The following is a 15442-nucleotide window of genomic DNA, read 5'->3' as shown; positions in this document are numbered from 1 at the left end:
GCTGTCCTCAGTCGACGCCCTTGATCTTCACCACGAACACGGCACCCAGCAGACCGATCACCGCCGCGGCGACATAGAGCGCAACGTATCCGCCCCAGAACGCAACGAAGGGCCAGGCAAGGACCGGCGCGATGACCTGCGGCAGGGAGTTGGCAATGTTGATGACGCCCAGGTCCTTTCCGCGGTCGCCGGCGCTGGGCAGGACCTGGGTGATCAGGGCGAAGTCCACCGCGAGGTACGCGCCGAACCCGATGCCCAGGACGCTGGCGCCCACAATGCCTCCGATCCAGGTGGGAGCAAAGGCGAGGATCAGCGAAGCGGCCGCAATGATGGCGGAGGAGGCGATGACCAGGGGCTTGCGCTTGCCCATGCGGTCGCTGAGCCGGCCGCCGATCACGCTCGTGATGATGACGAACACGGCGTACAGCCCGGTCAGCACCAGCACGCCGACGGCCGGCTCGAGACCCGTGGTTTCCTTCAGGTGCACGGCGTCCGCGAGGAAGAACAGCAGGTACAGCGTGACCATGTGGTTGCCGATGTTGACGAGCAGCCGCGTGATCCACGCCCACGCGAAGTCGGAGTGGCGCAGCGGCCGGATGAAGCTGAGCAGGAAGGCGGCCCAGTTCAACGCGGGCCTCGCTGCCGCCGGGAGCGGTGCGTCGTCGCTCTTGAACAGGTACATGACGACGCCCGCCAGCAGGGCTGCGGCGCACACCACGTAACCCAGGGCGAAATTCCCACTGACGACGGCGGCAATCACCGCACCGAGCAGGATGCCCACCGTCTGGCCCATCGCTGCCAGGCCTCCGACGGTGGCGCGCTGCGGCACGGGCACCCGGTCGGGGACGGCGGCGGTGATGGCGGCGTAGGCGCCGTTGCACCCTGCCTGCACCAGGCACCACAGCACCGTCATGACAGCCACGTTCGGCGCCCCCGCCAGGCCAATCAGCGCAGCGGCCCCGAGGATTGCGCCCGCGAGCACCCACGGGACGCGCCGGCCAAAGCGGGACGTGGTCCGGTCGCTGAACGCGCCGAAAAGGGGGTTTGCCACCAGCGACACCGCCGCGCCGGCGCCCGTCACGAGCGCCAGGATCGCTTCCTTCTGGCCGGGGTCGAAGTGCTCGGCCTGCTGGCCCAGCAGAACCTGGATGGGACCGAAGAACGCAGCGTTGATCCCGAGGTTGACCAGGACCACACCGGTGGTCCACAGGGGCCTGACCCGGACCGTCGGCTCGGCGAACGCAGTGGCCTGCCGTGAGCCCACCAGCCCGGGCTCGGGAACTGCACCTGGAATGTCCGACAGACTCATGGCAGGCTCCCCCTGGAACGGTATTGATCGTGTGAAATCAGACTATCGTGGGAGCACAGAGCAGCGGGCGTCATCGGAGCCGAAATTCCTCGTCACGACAGGGCACCAAAGGATTGCCCCGCCTCGGATGGAACCTGCACCTACGCCAAGGAGAACCAATGACCGCTTCCCCTGCCAACGATTCCGCAGCTCACCAGGCGGCAGCCATCAGCACGGCCGACCTCTACGACGAACGGGGTGAGGAGTTGGCCTCCATCGCCCTGCAGTTCCAGTCCCTGGGCGGCCACTCCCGTTTCAGCGGCCCGGTCCGGACCATCCGGTGCCTTGAGGACAACGCACTCGTCAAGTCCACCCTTGGCTCGCCGGGCAACGGCGCCGTGCTGGTGGTGGACGGCAACGGCTCTTTGCGGACCGCCCTGATGGGGGACATGATCGCGGCGAGCGCCGTGGCGAACGGGTGGGCCGGCGTCGTCATCCACGGGGCCATCCGCGACCGCGAGGCGATCGCGGACCTGCCGCTCGGCGTCAAGGCCCTGGGGAGCAACCCGCGCAAGAGTGCCAAGGCGGGCGCCGGGGAGACCGACGTCGACCTGCTTATCGACGGCGTGACCATCCGGCCCGGCGCCACGATCTGGTGCGACCCGGACGGCATCCTCGTCGAGCGATAAATAATTGTGCCCTGCGGGAACAAAGCGGAAAGTAATATAGTTACTGAAAGCAACTATAAATTGCGAGCCCCCTTTCTTCCCTTGGAGCACCCATGTCCAAAACCACCGCCGGACCCGCACCCGGAGAGGTTCTGACCAAGCGGCAAACCATCACCGTCATGGTGGGGCTCATGCTCGGCATGTTCCTCTCGTCGCTGGACCAGACCATCGTCTCAACGTCCATCTACACCATCGCCAACGACTTGGACGGCCTGTCGCTGCAGGCCTGGGCCACCACCGCCTACCTCATCACCTCCACCGTCACCACGCCCCTGTACGGGAAATTGAGCGACATCTTCGGCCGCCGCCCGCTCTACCTGGCCGCGATCGTGATCTTCCTCGCCGGCTCCCTGTACGCCGGCTCGGTGCAGTCCATGACAGAGCTGGCCATCGCCCGCGGCATCCAGGGCATGGGTGCCGGCGGCCTGCTGGCCCTCGCGCTGACCATCATCGGCGACATCGTTTCGCTCAAGGACCGGTCCAAGTTCCAGGGCTACTTCATGTCCGTCTTCGGCATCTCCTCCGTCCTTGGCCCCGTGGTGGGCGGCGCCTTCGCCGGTTCCGCCAACATCCTGGGCTTCGACGGCTGGCGCTGGGTGTTCTTCATCAACCTGCCGATCGGCCTGGCGGCACTCGTTGTGGTCTTCCTGTACCTGCACCTGCCCGCCAAGCACGTGAAGCAGAAGATCGACTACTGGGGCGCCGCGGCCATCACCCTGGCCATTGTTCCGCTGCTCCTGGTGGCTGAACAGGGCCGCAGCTGGGGCTGGACCTCGGCGGCCTCCCTGCTGTGCATCGGCCTGGGCGTCATCGGCATCCTGGCGTTCCTGGCGGCCGAGAAGCGCGCCGGGGACTACGCGCTGATCCCGCTCCGGCTCTTCCGCAACCTCACGTTCGGCCTGTCCTCGCTGCTGAACTTCATCATCGGCATCGGCATGTTCGGCGCCATCGCCATGCTCCCCATGTACCTCCAGCTGGTCAAGGGCCTCACCCCCACCGAGGCCGGGCTGATGATGATCACCTTCACCGTGGGCATCCTCTCCGGCTCCATCACGGCCGGACGGACCATCTCTGCATCGGGAACCTACCGGATCTTCCCGATCACGGGCACCGCCGTCCTCACCGCGGCCGCCGTCGTCATGGGACTCTCCCTGGGCGCTGACACCGAGCTTTGGGTCCCCGGCCTGATCGCGGTGTTCTTCGGCCTTGGCCTGGGCTTCTGCATGCAGCCGCTCACGCTCGCCATGCAGGTCTCTGTCCCGCCGAAGGACATGGGCGTGGGCACGTCCTCCGCCGCGTTCTTCCGCTCCATGGGCGGTGCCGTGGGAACCGCGGTGTTCATCTCCATGCTGTTCAGCCTCGCTGCGGACAAAATCGGCACGGGCATGAAGGACGCCATGCAGAGCGCGGAGTTCCTCAAGGTCCTCAAGGACCCCGCCGTGGCCGCCGATCCCGCGAACGCCAAGCTGTATGAGTTCTTCGAGCACGGCGCCACCAACGACTCCCTCAACGACACCAGCTGGCTCCACGCGGCCAACCCCGTGCTGACCCGGCCCATCACCGAGGGCTTCGCGCACTCCATCGACGCGGTGATGCTCACCGCCGCGGTCCTCACCGGCATTGCATTCCTGATCAGCTTCGCCCTCCCGAACAAGAAGCTCACGGACCCGAAGGCCGCTGCCGCCAAGGAACCGGTGGCGGCGCACTAACCACCCGGAAAGCAAGACGCAAAGGACGACGACGGCGGGACGCCCGCCGTCGTCGTCTTCTGACGCGAAGTGGATCAGCGCGCCGTGACGTGCCACACTGTTAGGCGCGTGTGCGCCGGCCCTCTGGCCGGTACCGCAGCCGACGACGTCCGCACCGCAGAAACCAACCCCCAAAAGCCAAGGGAGAACCATGTCCACCGCCACCGAGCAACCTACCGCCAAGATCCCGAAACGGGTCATTTGGCTGGCGCTTGCCGGCGCCGTTGGAGGCTTCCTCTTCGGCTTTGACTCCTCAGTGGTCAACGGCGCCGTCGACGCCATGAAGGACGAATTCGCGCTGAGTGAAGCCGTGACCGGCTTTGCCGTGGCGGTCGCCCTGCTCGGATGCGCCGCCGGCGCCTACATGGCCGGCAAGGTGGCCGACCGCTACGGCCGCATCCCCGCCATGAAGCTGGGCGCCCTGCTGTTCCTGGTCAGCGCGGTCGGCACCGGCTTCGCCTTCAGCGTCTGGGACCTCATCTTCTGGCGGCTGGTCGGCGGCCTCGGCATTGGCTTGGCCTCGGTGATCGCCCCGGCCTACATCTCCGAGATCTCCCCCCGGCACGTCCGCGGCCGCCTCGCCTCGCTGCAGCAGCTCGCGATCACCACCGGTATTTTCGCCGCCCTGCTGTCCGACGCACTCTTCGCCACCTCCGCCGGCGGAGCCGACCAGCCGTTCTGGCTTGGCATCGAGGCCTGGCGCTGGATGTTCCTGGGCGCCGCCCTGCCCGCCGTGGTTTACGGCTGGATCTCCTACACGCTGCCCGAATCCCCCCGGTTCCTCGTCATTCAGGGCAAGGAAGCCGAAGCACGCAAGGTCTTTGACTCCATCGCACCCAGCGAGGACACCGACCGCCACCTCCGCGAAATCCGCGAGGCCATCGAGGAGGACCAGCTCGCCGGCAAGAAGGGTTCCCTGCGCGGCAAGACCTTCGGCCTCCAGGCCGTCGTCTGGGTCGGCATCACGCTGTCCGTGCTGCAGCAATTCGTGGGCATCAACGTGATCTTCTACTACTCCACCACGCTGTGGAAGGCCGTCGGCTTCCAAGAGAAGGACTCGCTCACCATCTCCGTGGCCACCTCCATCACCAACATCCTGGTGACGCTCGTGGCCATCGCCCTCGTCGACCGGATCGGGCGCCGTCCCATCCTGCTGGCCGGGTCCATCGGCATGGCCGTCTCCCTGGCAGCCATGGCCGTGGCCTTCGCCTCCGCGCGGGGCACCGGGTCCGAGATTTCGCTGCCTGGTGCATGGGGCCCCGTTGCCCTCGTTGCCGCGAACGTGTTCGTCATCAGCTTCGGCGCGTCCTGGGGCCCGCTCGTCTGGGTGCTGCTCGGTGAGATCTTCCCGTCCCGGATCCGTGCCCGCGCCCTGGGCCTGGCTGCGGCCGCCCAGTGGATCGCCAACTTCGCCATCACTCTGAGCTTCCCGGTGATGGCCGCCGGTTCGCTGCCGCTGACGTACGCCATGTACGCGCTCTTCGCCGCAGCATCATTCTTCTTCGTCATGTACAAGGTGCCGGAGACGAACGGCATGTCGCTGGAACAGGCTGAAACCCTGTTTGTTCCGAAGGGGTCCGTTAAGGCCTGACCGGCTCTTGGCTCCCGGACATGTGGAGGCGCCAACGTTCCCAAGGAATGTTGGCGCCTCCTGTCATCTGCGGCTGGTCCGGACAGGCGGCCCGCCAATACGGCCCTCTGTGCGGGCACCATATAGGTTGGAAAGGCTGATTTTGTAACCGCCGCCACCCTCGCGGCGGTCCTTTCAAAGGATTTTGCACATGTCTGAGCAGACAACCACCGGGCAGAGAACTGCCTCCAGCCAGGACAGCGAGCCCCACCTATCACGCTCGCTGAGCAACCGGCACATCCAGCTCCTGGCCATCGGCGGCGCCATTGGCACCGGCCTCTTCATGGGCTCCGGCAAGACCATTTCGGTGGCCGGCCCGTCCGTGATCTTCGTGTATATGATCATCGGCTTCATGCTGTTCTTCGTGATGCGGGCAATGGGTCAGCTCCTGCTGTCCAACCTGAACTACAAGTCCTTTAGCGACTTCGCCGGCGACCTGCTGGGCCCCTGGGCCGGCTTTTTCACCGGCTGGACCTACTGGTTCTGCTGGGTGGTCACAGGTGTGGCCGACGTGATCGCGATTGCCGGCTACGCCAATGAGCTGTGGCCCGGCATCCAGCTGTGGATCCCTGGCCTGGCCACGATCATCATCCTGCTGCTGCTGAACCTGCCTACGGTCAAGGCCTTTGGTGAGACCGAGTTCTGGTTTGCGCTGATCAAGATCGTGGCCATCGTGGCACTGATCGCGGTGGGCCTGGTCATGATCTTCACCGGGTTCCAGTCCGACGCCGGCACGGCCAGCTTCACGAACCTCTGGAGCCACGGGGGCTTCTTCCCCCGGGAGTTCATGGGCTTCGTGGCCGGTTTCCAGATCGCGGTCTTCGCTTTCGTGGGCATTGAACTCGTGGGTACGGCTGCGGCTGAAACCAAGAATCCGGAGCACAACCTGCCCCGTGCCATCAACGCCATTCCGCTCCGCGTGATGCTCTTCTACGTGGGCGCCCTGATCATCCTGATGTCGGTCACTCCATGGACCGAATTCCAGGCGGGCCACAGCCCGTTCATCGGCATGTTCTCCCTGGCGGGACTGGGCATGGCGGCCATGGTGGTGAACCTCGTGGTGCTGACCTCGGCCATGTCCTCGGCAAACTCCGGCATATATTCCACTTCGCGCATGGTCTTCGGCCTGGCAAATGACGGCGACGCCCCCAAGCTGTTCGGCCGGCTCTCCCGACGGAAGGTTCCGCAGAACGCGCTGTTCCTTTCCTGCGTCCTGCTGCTCGCGGGCGTGGCTCTCCTCTACGCGGGCAAGGACGTCGGAGTGGCGTTCGACATGGTCACCACCGTCTCCGCTGTCTGCTTCATGTTCGTCTGGTTCATCATCCTGGCCAGCTACCTTGTGTTCCGGAGGCGCCGCCCCGGGCTGCACAAGTCCTCGCCATTCAAGATGCCCGGCGGCATTCCCATGGTCTGGGTGGTGTTCGCCTTCTTCGCGTTCCTGGTCTGGGCTCTCACCACGCAGCCGGACACGCTGACCGCGCTGCTCGTCACACCGCTCTGGTTTGCAGTCCTCGGCGTCGCCTATGCACTGGTCCGCCGGTCCCCGCTGCACCAGGCGCGCGTGGCTGAGTGGAAGGCCATGGCGGACGCTGAGATGGCGTCGGCCAGTTAGCCGGAGCCGTTTTCGCCTGAGTCAGGCCCGCTCTGCACCGACCCCGGACGGCGGTGTTCCAACGGCCGTTCGGGTTCGGGCGGAGCAGGGCTAGGCTTGACCCCATGAGCAACACCGAAGCCGTTCCCCGGGAAGTGCTTTGCGAAGCGGCGGGTACCGCCGTGGATATCGAAATACTCGTGCCCCGCGCAGTGCCGCTGGGCGGTCCAAGGGCCATGGACGTGCGCCGCACCCTGCCCCAGCGCCAGCGCAGCCTGATCGGTGCCTGGTGCTTCCTGGACCATTACGGTCCCGACCATGTCGGTGCGACCGGGGGAATGCAGGTCCCCCGCCACCCCCATACCGGCCTGCAAACTGTCAGCTGGCTCTTCACCGGGGAGGTCGAGCACCGGGACTCCGCCGGGTTCCACGCGATGGTTCGGCCCGGCGAGATCAACCTGATGACAGCAGGCCGGGGCATCAGCCACTCCGAATACTCCACCCCGGAAACAGACGTGCTGCACGGCGCCCAGCTCTGGGTGGCCCTCCCCGACAGCGCCCGCCACATGGAGCCCACGTTCGAGAGCTACCGCCCGGAACCCCTCACGGGAGCGGGCTGGACCTTGCGCGTCTTCCTGGGCTCCCTGGCCGGCAGCACGTCGCCAGTCACGACGCACAGCCCGCTCCTCGGGGCCGAGATCCTGCTCGAACCCGGGGCGACGCTGGAACTTGCAACGGACCCCACGTTTGAGCACGGCGTGCTGCTGGACGCGGGCTCCGTGCACCTGGACGGACATCCGCTCGCCACGGATCATCTCGCGTTCCTGCCGGTGGGCCGGTCGTCCCTGACCCTCGGCGCCGGCACCGATCCCGTGCGCCTGCTCCTCATCGGAGGCGAGCCGCTGGGCGAGAAGATTCTCATGTGGTGGAACTTCGTGGGACGCAGCCACGAGGAAATCGTCAGTTACCGGGATCAGTGGCAGGCCGAGATCGGCGTGGAGAAGCCAGCCGCGCCGGGCATTGGAGGCACGCTGCGCTTCGGCACGTTCCCCGCCGGTGAACCCGCTGCCCTCCCCGCCCCCGCGCTTCCCACCACGCGGCTGCGGCCCCGAAACTAAGCGCGTTCCCCGTGCGGTGGGTATCGCCTAGACGGTGGCGTTGACCCCTTCCGCTTTGCGCTCCTCAACCAGGCCGCAGACGGCCGCGAAGAGCGGGTGATCGGACGTGAGCCCCGTGATCCGTTCGGTCGCGTCGGCCGGCTCGGAGGAGGCCAGGATCTGCCCCAGCTCCACCGCTTCGGCGTCGGCCGGGTCATTGAACCGCAGGGCTGCGGCGATCGCTCCGAGCAGCGCTTCCGGTACGATGCCCCGCTCGGCAAGTTCAGCGGCAGGGCCGATAAACCGTTCGTGCCGGCTGAGCTTGCGCAGCGGCGCCCGGCCCACACGGTGCACGGTGTCCGGCAGGTGGGGGTTGGTGAAGCGGCCCAGGATTTTCTGCACGTACGCTTCCTGCTCGTCGTAGCCGAACCCGTGCTTGGCCACCAGCAGCTGCTTGGTCTCGTCGAGCACGGCCCGCACATCCGCCGCGACGTCCTGGTCCGCCATGGCCTCGGAGATCTTCTCCAGCCCGGCCTCGAAGCCGAAATATGCGGCGGAGGCGTGGCCGGTGTTGACCGTGAACAGCTTGCGCTCGATGTAGGGCCCGAGCTGGTCCACGAATGTGGCGCCGGGGATGACGGGGGCCGCACCTCCGAAGGGCGTGCGGTCGATGACCCACTCGTAGAACGTCTCCACCGTGACATCCAGCCCCTGGCCGGGTTCCTGGTTGGGCACGATTCTGTCCACGGCGGTGTTGGCGAACACCGCCGCGTCCGCCAGCTGCCCGGCGGCCTCGTCCCAGGACGAGACGATCGCTTCGCGCAGGATGTCCGTGGCGTTGATGGCGTTCTCGCAGGCCATCACCTGGAGCGGCGCCAGGCCGGGGGCCCGGGCCGTAATGCCCTTGGCGATTGCCGGGGCCACGAACTTCAGGATGTGCGGCCCCACGGCAGTGGTGACGATGTCCGCAGTCGCGATCTCCTCGATCAGCTGCGCTTCATGCGTGCTGGAGTTGATCGCCCGGAAGTTGTCCACGGTGCTCACAGCCGGGTTCTCCCCCACCTCATGCACCTGATAGCTGTCCGCGGCGGCAAGCTGGGCGATCAGGTCATCCGCAACATCAGCGAACACCACCTCATACCCGGCCTGGTGCAGCAGCAGCCCCACAAATCCCCGGCCGATGTTTCCGGCTCCGAAATGTACTGCCTTCACTACGCGTTGACCTTTCCGAAGAGTTCCAGGACCTCGTCCACAGATGTTGCCGCCTCAAGCTGCGCTACCTGCGACTTGTTCGTGAAAACTTTCGCGATCGACGACAGGATGTGGAGGTGCTCGTTGTTCACTCCGGCCACGCCCACCACAAACTTGACCTGCTTGCCGTTCCAGTCAATGCCTTCCGGGTACCGGATCACGGAAACGGCGGACTTCATGATGTGGTCCTTGGCGGCGTTGGTGCCGTGCGGGATTGCCAGGAAGCTGCCCATGTAGGTGGACACGGATTCCTCGCGCTCGTGCATCGCGAGGATGTAGTCGTTGTCCACGGCTCCGCGTGCCAGCAGCAGCTGGCCCGCTTCGTCGATGGCGGCGTCACGGGTGGTGGCGGAGCCGTTGAGGACCACGCTCTCCGCTACCAGGATGTCCGACGGCGCGGCGGCGGCTTTGGCGGCCGTCTCGGCTGCCTCACCAGGAGCCCCGGCGGCAGGTGCCGCAGCGGCGGGAGCGGCTGAGCCGCCATCGGCGGTTCCTGCCGTGTTGCTGCGCTGGACCAGTTCCACGATCTCCTCGTAGCGCGGGCTGTTCATGAAGTTGTCCACGGAGACGTGCACTGCGCTGGAGGTGACGGGCTTGGCGCGTTCGGTGAGGTCCTGGTGGGTGACCACGACGTCGTAGGTGTCGCTGAGGTTGGCGATGGAGGCGTTGGTGACCGTGACGTCCGGGAAGCCGGCGTCCTTGATTTTGTTCCGAAGCACTGAGGCGCCCATGGCGCTGGAACCCATGCCGGCGTCGCAGGCAAAGACAATGTTCTTGATGGGGCCGGCCATCACGGCAACGCCGCCCGCACCTGCGCCGGTCAGGGCAGAGGACACGGAGCTCTTTTTGCCCTTCATGGCTTCCATCTTCGACGTGGCGGCGCTGAGGGTGTCTTCCTCGGTGTCACCGACGGGAGTCTTGCTGGACTTGAGGATTACCGAAGCGATCAGGAAGGAAACGATGGCCGCGAGCAGGACGGAGAGGATCACTCCGACATAGCTGTCGCGGGAGGTTTGGGCGATCACCGCGATGATGGACCCTGGGGCCGCGGGCGCCACGAGGCCGGAGTTGGTGATGGCCAATGTCGCGATCCCGGTCATGCCGCCTCCAATTGCGGCGAGAATGAGGACCGGCTTCATCAGCACGTAGGGGAAGTAGATCTCGTGGATGCCGCCGAAGAAGTGGATGATAGCGGCACCGGGAGCCGATGCCTTGGCCAGGCCCTTGCCGAAGAACATGTAGGCGAGCAGGATACCGAGGCCCGGGCCGGGGTTGGCCTCAAGCAGGAACAGGATGGACTTGCCCTGCTCAAGCGACTGCTGGATGCCCAGCGGCGTCAGCACGCCATGGTTGATGGCGTTGTTGAGGAACAGCACCTTGGCCGGTTCGATCAGGATGCTGGTCAGGGGCAGCAGACCGTTGTTGACCAGGAACTGGACCACGTTGCCTGCGCCCGTGCTGAAGGCCGTGACCAACGGGGAGATGCCGTAGAAGCCGAGCATGGCGAGCAGCGCACCCCAGATGCCGGCGGAGAAGTTGTTCACCAGCATCTCAAAGCCGGGCCGGATCTTACCGTGCCAGATTGCGTCGAGCTTTTTCATGGTCCAGCCGCCGAGGGGGCCCATGATCATGGCACCGATGAACATCGGGATGCCTGCGCCGACGATGACGCCCATGGTGCCGATGGCGCCGACGACGCCGCCCCGGACGTCATAGACCATCTTGCCGCCGGTGTAGGCAATCAGGAGAGGCAGCAGGTAGGTGATCATGGGGCCCACGAGGCCGGTGTTCGCTACCCCCTCCGCGTTGGTGCCGAAGCCGCCAAGCTGCGGGACCGGGATCCAGCCCTTCTCGATGAAGAGCGCGGTAATGAGGCCCCAGGCGATGAAGGCACCGATGTTGGGCATGATCATGCCGGAGAGGAACGTCCCGAACTTCTGGACGCCTACGCGCATGCTGGTGCGGGGTTTCGCAACTGTCTCTGTTGCCATGTGATTTCCTAACCGTGATTCCTGCTGCTTCGCAGGATGGTCCGATATTTTCAACGACTAACTGTTCGGACCCGTGGAGATCCGGTGGAGCCATTCGAGAAAGAGCTTGAGTTCCGAGCTCGAGAGCTGGTCTGAGTGCGATGCCTGCAAAGCCGCGTTCAGGGCGATGGCAGCCACCACCACTGAGGACTTCCCGGATTCGTCCGGCCCGGCTTTTCTTGCCTGGTCCGTGGACACCGCGAAGATCATGGCGTCCCGGGTCATGGCGGACAGTTCGAGGTTCCGGTCCGTGGCCGGTTCCGAGATCAGCATGAGCGTGACGCCCACGTTGGCCGCCAGGATGCTCCTGGCGGCTTCCCGCGGCTGGACGTTCAGCTGCCCCGCCGCGGCCGCCTTGTTCAGCATCTCCTCCATCAGCGCCTCGGCATCGGCAACGATGGCGGGGCGGCTTTCCGGGCGGATGTTACCGAACATGACCAGATAAAGTTCCGGCTGGTTCAGCCCGAACTGGACGTGGTTATCCCACATCCGCCGGATATCTTCCAGCGGCTGGCCGGACGGGGCGAAGTCCCGTTCACCCGCCACATACTCTTCAAATCCTGCGGAAACGACGGCGTCAAACAGGCCCTCCTTGTCACCGAAGTGGTGGTACAGGGTTGGCGCGGTCACCCCCGCCAGTTGCGTGATCTGGCGAGTGGAGACGGGTGCCCCCGCGGAATTGGCCAGCAGTTCGGCTGCCGCACGCAACAGCCTCATTTTGGGCGGCAACTGGCCATCGAAACTCATAACCGCTACCCTATCACCTATAGCAACGCTATATGAACTGCATCACATACAATTTTTTCAGGCACCGCAGAACACCGTCGGACGCAGCTGTTCCGAACGGCCCGGAGAGTCCGGGCACAGACAGGCGGGCCTGGCTACCGGCAGAGAACGAGGACCTTCAGTGCAGAACTTCCCAGGAGTTGGCGTCAGCCCAGGCCGCATCATCGGAACCATCCGCCAGATGCCCAAGCCCATCAGCGAACCTCCGGCCGGCGAGCAGCTGCCGGCAGGCACCACCCCCGAGGAGGCGACGGCGGCACTCAAGGCAGCAGCCGCCGCCGTCCACGATGAACTGAAAGCACGGGCCGACCACGCCACCGGCGACGGCAAAGCCGTTCTGGAAGCGACTGCGCTGATGGCCAAGGACACCATGCTGATCAAGGGTGCCGCGAAGCTCATTGCCCGCGGCACGTCGGCCCAGCGAGCCATCTGGGAGTCGGGCTCCTCGGTGTCCGAAATGCTGCACAACCTGGGCGGCTACATGGCGGAGCGTGCCACGGACATCCTTGACGTCCGCTCCCGCATCGTGGCGGAACTCCGGGGCGTGCCGGCCCCCGGCATTCCGACTTCGGAAACCCCCTTCATCCTCGTGGCCGAGGACCTGGCGCCGGCGGACACCGCAACCCTGGACCCGAACAAGGTCCTCGCGCTGGTGACGGCAGGCGGCGGCCCGCAGTCCCACACCGCTATCATTGCCCGCTCCCTCGGCCTGCCTGCCGTGGTGGCCGCCGTGGGCGTGGACGAACTGCCGGACGGCACCGAGGTCTATGTGGACGGCGCCGCAGGCTCCATCACCGCGGATCCTGACGAGTCGCTGCGCTCCGCCGCGGAGGCCTGGGCGGCCACGGCATCCCTCCTCGCCGAGTTCAGCGGCACGGGCGCGACTGCGGACGGCCACCTGGTCCCGCTCCTCGCCAACGTTGGCGGCGCCAAGGACGCCGTGGCCGCAGCCAAGCTCGGGGCGCAGGGCGTGGGCCTGTTCCGCACGGAATTCTGCTTCCTGGAACGCGACACCGAACCGACCGTCGAAGAACAGGCGGCCGCCTACAAGGGCGTCTTCGACGCCTTCCCCGGCAAGAAGGTGGTCCTCCGGACGCTGGACGCCGGCGCCGACAAGCCGCTGCCCTTCCTGACCGACTCCACCGAACCGAACCCCGCCCTCGGCGTCCGCGGCTACCGCACGGACTTCACCACTCCGGGCGTCCTCGACCGTCAGCTGGAGGCCATCGCCCTCGCCGAGAAGCAGTCCGAGGCAGACGTCTGGGTCATGGCCCCCATGATCTCCACGGCCGAGGAGGCAGCCCGGTTCGCCTCCATGTGCGCCGATGCAGGCATCAAGACCCCGGGTGTCATGGTGGAGGTGCCGTCCGCGGCACTCACCGCCGACACCATCCTGCGTGAAGTGGCCTTCGCCAGCCTCGGCACCAATGACCTCACGCAGTACGCCATGGCGGCTGACCGGCAGCTCGGCCCGCTTGCCGGACTGAACACGCCCTGGCAGCCTGCGGTGCTGCGCCTCGTGGGGCTGACGGTGGAAGGGGCAGCGGTAGAGGGCCATAACAAGCCTGTGGGTGTCTGCGGCGAGGCAGCAGCGGACCCGGCCCTCGCCGTCGTGCTGACCGGCCTCGGCGTGACCACGCTGTCCATGACTGCCCGGTCCCTGGCCGCGGTGGCCGCGGTGCTCAAGACCGTCACGCTGGCCGAGGCGCAAGAGCTGGCCAAACTGGCCCTCTCCGCTCCCAGCGCCACCGAGGCGCGCGCCTGGGTCCGGGAAAAGCTTCCCGTCCTCGAGGAACTCGGGCTGTAACCCGGCCCGGAACTCTGGCCTAACCTGATTGCCGCCAGCGGACGGTGCCCGGATTTTCCGGGTGCCGCCGCGGCAGTGATGCGCACCGCTTACGCAGTGACGCCGCCGGCCGCCGTGCTGGCCCAGTGGACAATGGCTTGAGCCACGGCCTCCGGGGCGGTGTCCTGGACGACGTGGCCGCGCCCCAGCACGTCCGCTATCGTGCCGTGTTGGGCTTGGGAAGCGAGGAACTCGCACCAGGGGCGGCGGGCGATCGGGTCCCGGCTGCCCCGGAGCACCAGCACTGGCTGGGCCACGCCGCAGACCCTCGTCTCCAGCGGATAGCCCAACATCACGGGCAACTGCGTCAGGTACCAGCGGAGCCCGGTCTTGAAGTAGTCGCTGAACACCACCACGTTGGTGGACGGACTTTCGCTGAACAGCGCGTCCCGCGTCAGGGCCAGCGCATGCCAGGCCGCGCTCCGCCGGGCAGGATCCACCACGGGTCCCATGAGCACCACACGGCTGACCAGGTCCGGCTCCTGAAGTGCGAGTTCCACGGCGAACTGCGCCCCCATGGAGTGGCCCACCACCACACAGGACTGGACACCGGCATCGGCGAGGACCGCGGCGACGAAAGCCGCGTATTCACCGACGGTCACCCGGCGGCCGGGGCGGGAGGTGCCGCCGAATCCCGGCAGATCGAAGGAATAGACGACGGCGTCGCCCGCCTGCCTGCCGCTGGCCAGTTCACTGTGCAGCCGGGCAAAGTAACGGTGGGAAACCCCGATGCCGTGGAGCAGCACAAAGACCTGCCCGCCCGTCTTGGACGGCCGTTCCGCGTTGCCGAACTCCTGCTGCGAGGAGCCGGGCTCCTGCCCTGGAGCGGCCGCCGACAAGTACAGGCGGCCCGTCAGGCCGTTCGCGGAAACGTCCATCCCGTCACCCAGTTTCATCCGCTGAGCATACCCGCCCAGCGCGCGGACGGGAGCTATCACCATGGCAGCAGTTAGGCTTCTGCCATGGCACTGATAGCTCCCAGGGTGGCGGGCGCACTTCCCGCCGACGACGCGCAGAAACTCCGGCAGGCGCTCGACGGCGGCACGGACATCACCGTGTTCGTGGACGGCACGGTCCACCGGCTGCCGCCCCAGGCGCGGGACGCCGTCGTCGACCTCCTCGCCAGGTTCAGCCGCGGCGAGGCCGTAACGGTCAGCAGCGTGGAGGAAATGCTCACCACGTCCCAGGCGGCAGAGCTGGCCGGCATCTCCCACACCTACTTGCGGAACATGACGGATCGGGGCGAGATACCGGTGGAATACCGCGGTACCCACCGCCGGATCCGGCTGGCCGCCATCATGGCCTGGCTGGACGGGCAAAAGAAAAAGCAGGCGGCCGAAGGCACTGCCGCGGACGATGCACCGGAGGCAGGCCGCGGGCAAAAATGACGCGCCGCTGCCCCTCGGTGACGGCGTGATAAGGATAAAGCAACGATCCTGCGCCGGGA

At 66.5% G+C, this 15442-nt stretch carries 12 protein-coding genes; 7 read left to right on the top strand and 5 right to left on the bottom strand.

Features of this window, described 5'->3' with window-relative positions; translation table 11 throughout:
• Positions 1–7 precede the first annotated feature (7 nt).
• Positions 8–1309, bottom strand: coding sequence for an MFS transporter (locus ACIP90_RS16880; RefSeq protein ID WP_400580714.1), 1302 nt, complete (start codon positions 1307–1309; stop codon positions 8–10).
• Positions 1310–1467: 158 nt separating this feature from the next.
• Here ACIP90_RS16880 and rraA point away from each other — a divergent pair, with 158 nt between their 5' ends.
• From rraA to ACIP90_RS16855, 5 genes are all read left to right on the top strand, one after another.
• Entirely contained in the window at positions 1468–1977 is a 510-nt protein-coding gene (rraA, locus tag ACIP90_RS16875) for a ribonuclease E activity regulator RraA (RefSeq protein ID WP_400580713.1), read from the top strand.
• A gap of 92 nt (positions 1978–2069) precedes the next feature.
• Positions 2070–3725 carry an MDR family MFS transporter gene (locus ACIP90_RS16870; protein ID WP_400580712.1) on the top strand — a complete coding sequence of 552 codons (1656 nt, stop codon included), beginning with the start codon at positions 2070–2072 and terminating at the stop codon, positions 3723–3725.
• 190 nt (positions 3726–3915) lie between these two features.
• On the top strand, positions 3916–5355 hold the full coding sequence (locus tag ACIP90_RS16865) for a sugar porter family MFS transporter (protein WP_400580711.1): 1440 nt from the start codon (positions 3916–3918) through the stop codon (positions 5353–5355).
• 190 nt (positions 5356–5545) lie between these two features.
• Complete coding sequence (locus tag ACIP90_RS16860) at positions 5546–7006, top strand: amino acid permease (RefSeq protein ID WP_400580710.1); 1461 nt, start codon at positions 5546–5548, stop codon at positions 7004–7006.
• A 104-nt stretch (positions 7007–7110) separates the two neighbouring features.
• Positions 7111–8103 (top strand): pirin family protein, encoded by a 993-nt coding sequence (locus ACIP90_RS16855; RefSeq protein ID WP_400580709.1) that lies wholly within the window; start codon positions 7111–7113, stop codon positions 8101–8103.
• Positions 8104–8130: 27 nt separating this feature from the next.
• Here ACIP90_RS16855 and ACIP90_RS16850 read toward each other — a convergent pair whose 3' ends face one another.
• Genes ACIP90_RS16850 through ACIP90_RS16840 form a run of 3 tightly spaced genes read right to left on the bottom strand, consistent with a single transcriptional unit; the run spans position 8131 to position 12110 of the window.
• Positions 8131–9294 carry a mannitol-1-phosphate 5-dehydrogenase gene (locus ACIP90_RS16850; protein ID WP_400580708.1) on the bottom strand — a complete coding sequence of 388 codons (1164 nt, stop codon included), beginning with the start codon at positions 9292–9294 and terminating at the stop codon, positions 8131–8133.
• On the bottom strand, positions 9294–11324 hold the full coding sequence (locus tag ACIP90_RS16845) for a PTS mannitol transporter subunit IICBA (protein ID WP_400580707.1): 2031 nt from the start codon (positions 11322–11324) through the stop codon (positions 9294–9296). The genes ACIP90_RS16850 and ACIP90_RS16845 overlap by 1 nt, the downstream gene beginning before the upstream one ends.
• A gap of 57 nt (positions 11325–11381) precedes the next feature.
• Positions 11382–12110, bottom strand: coding sequence for a TetR/AcrR family transcriptional regulator (locus tag ACIP90_RS16840; protein ID WP_400580706.1), 729 nt, complete (start codon positions 12108–12110; stop codon positions 11382–11384).
• Positions 12111–12270: 160 nt separating this feature from the next.
• On the opposite strand from ACIP90_RS16840, the gene ptsP reads away from it, so the two are divergent.
• Entirely contained in the window at positions 12271–13956 is a 1686-nt protein-coding gene (gene ptsP, locus ACIP90_RS16835; RefSeq protein WP_400580705.1) for a phosphoenolpyruvate--protein phosphotransferase, read from the top strand.
• An 89-nt stretch (positions 13957–14045) separates the two neighbouring features.
• On the opposite strand, the gene ACIP90_RS16830 is transcribed toward ptsP, so the two are convergent.
• Entirely contained in the window at positions 14046–14891 is an 846-nt protein-coding gene (locus ACIP90_RS16830; protein WP_400580704.1) for an alpha/beta fold hydrolase, read from the bottom strand.
• Positions 14892–14957: 66 nt separating this feature from the next.
• On the opposite strand from ACIP90_RS16830, the gene ACIP90_RS16825 reads away from it, so the two are divergent.
• Positions 14958–15383: a helix-turn-helix domain-containing protein gene (locus ACIP90_RS16825; protein WP_400580703.1), complete on the top strand. Its 426-nt coding sequence runs from the start codon at positions 14958–14960 to the stop codon at positions 15381–15383.
• Positions 15384–15442 lie beyond the last annotated feature (59 nt).

Origin of the sequence: Arthrobacter sp. NPDC093139 (assembly GCF_044754165.1) — a bacterium.
Lineage (GTDB): Bacteria > Actinomycetota > Actinomycetes > Actinomycetales > Micrococcaceae > Arthrobacter.
The sequence above is the reverse complement of the archived record's forward strand: the minus strand, read 5'-3'. Positions and strand labels throughout refer to the sequence as shown.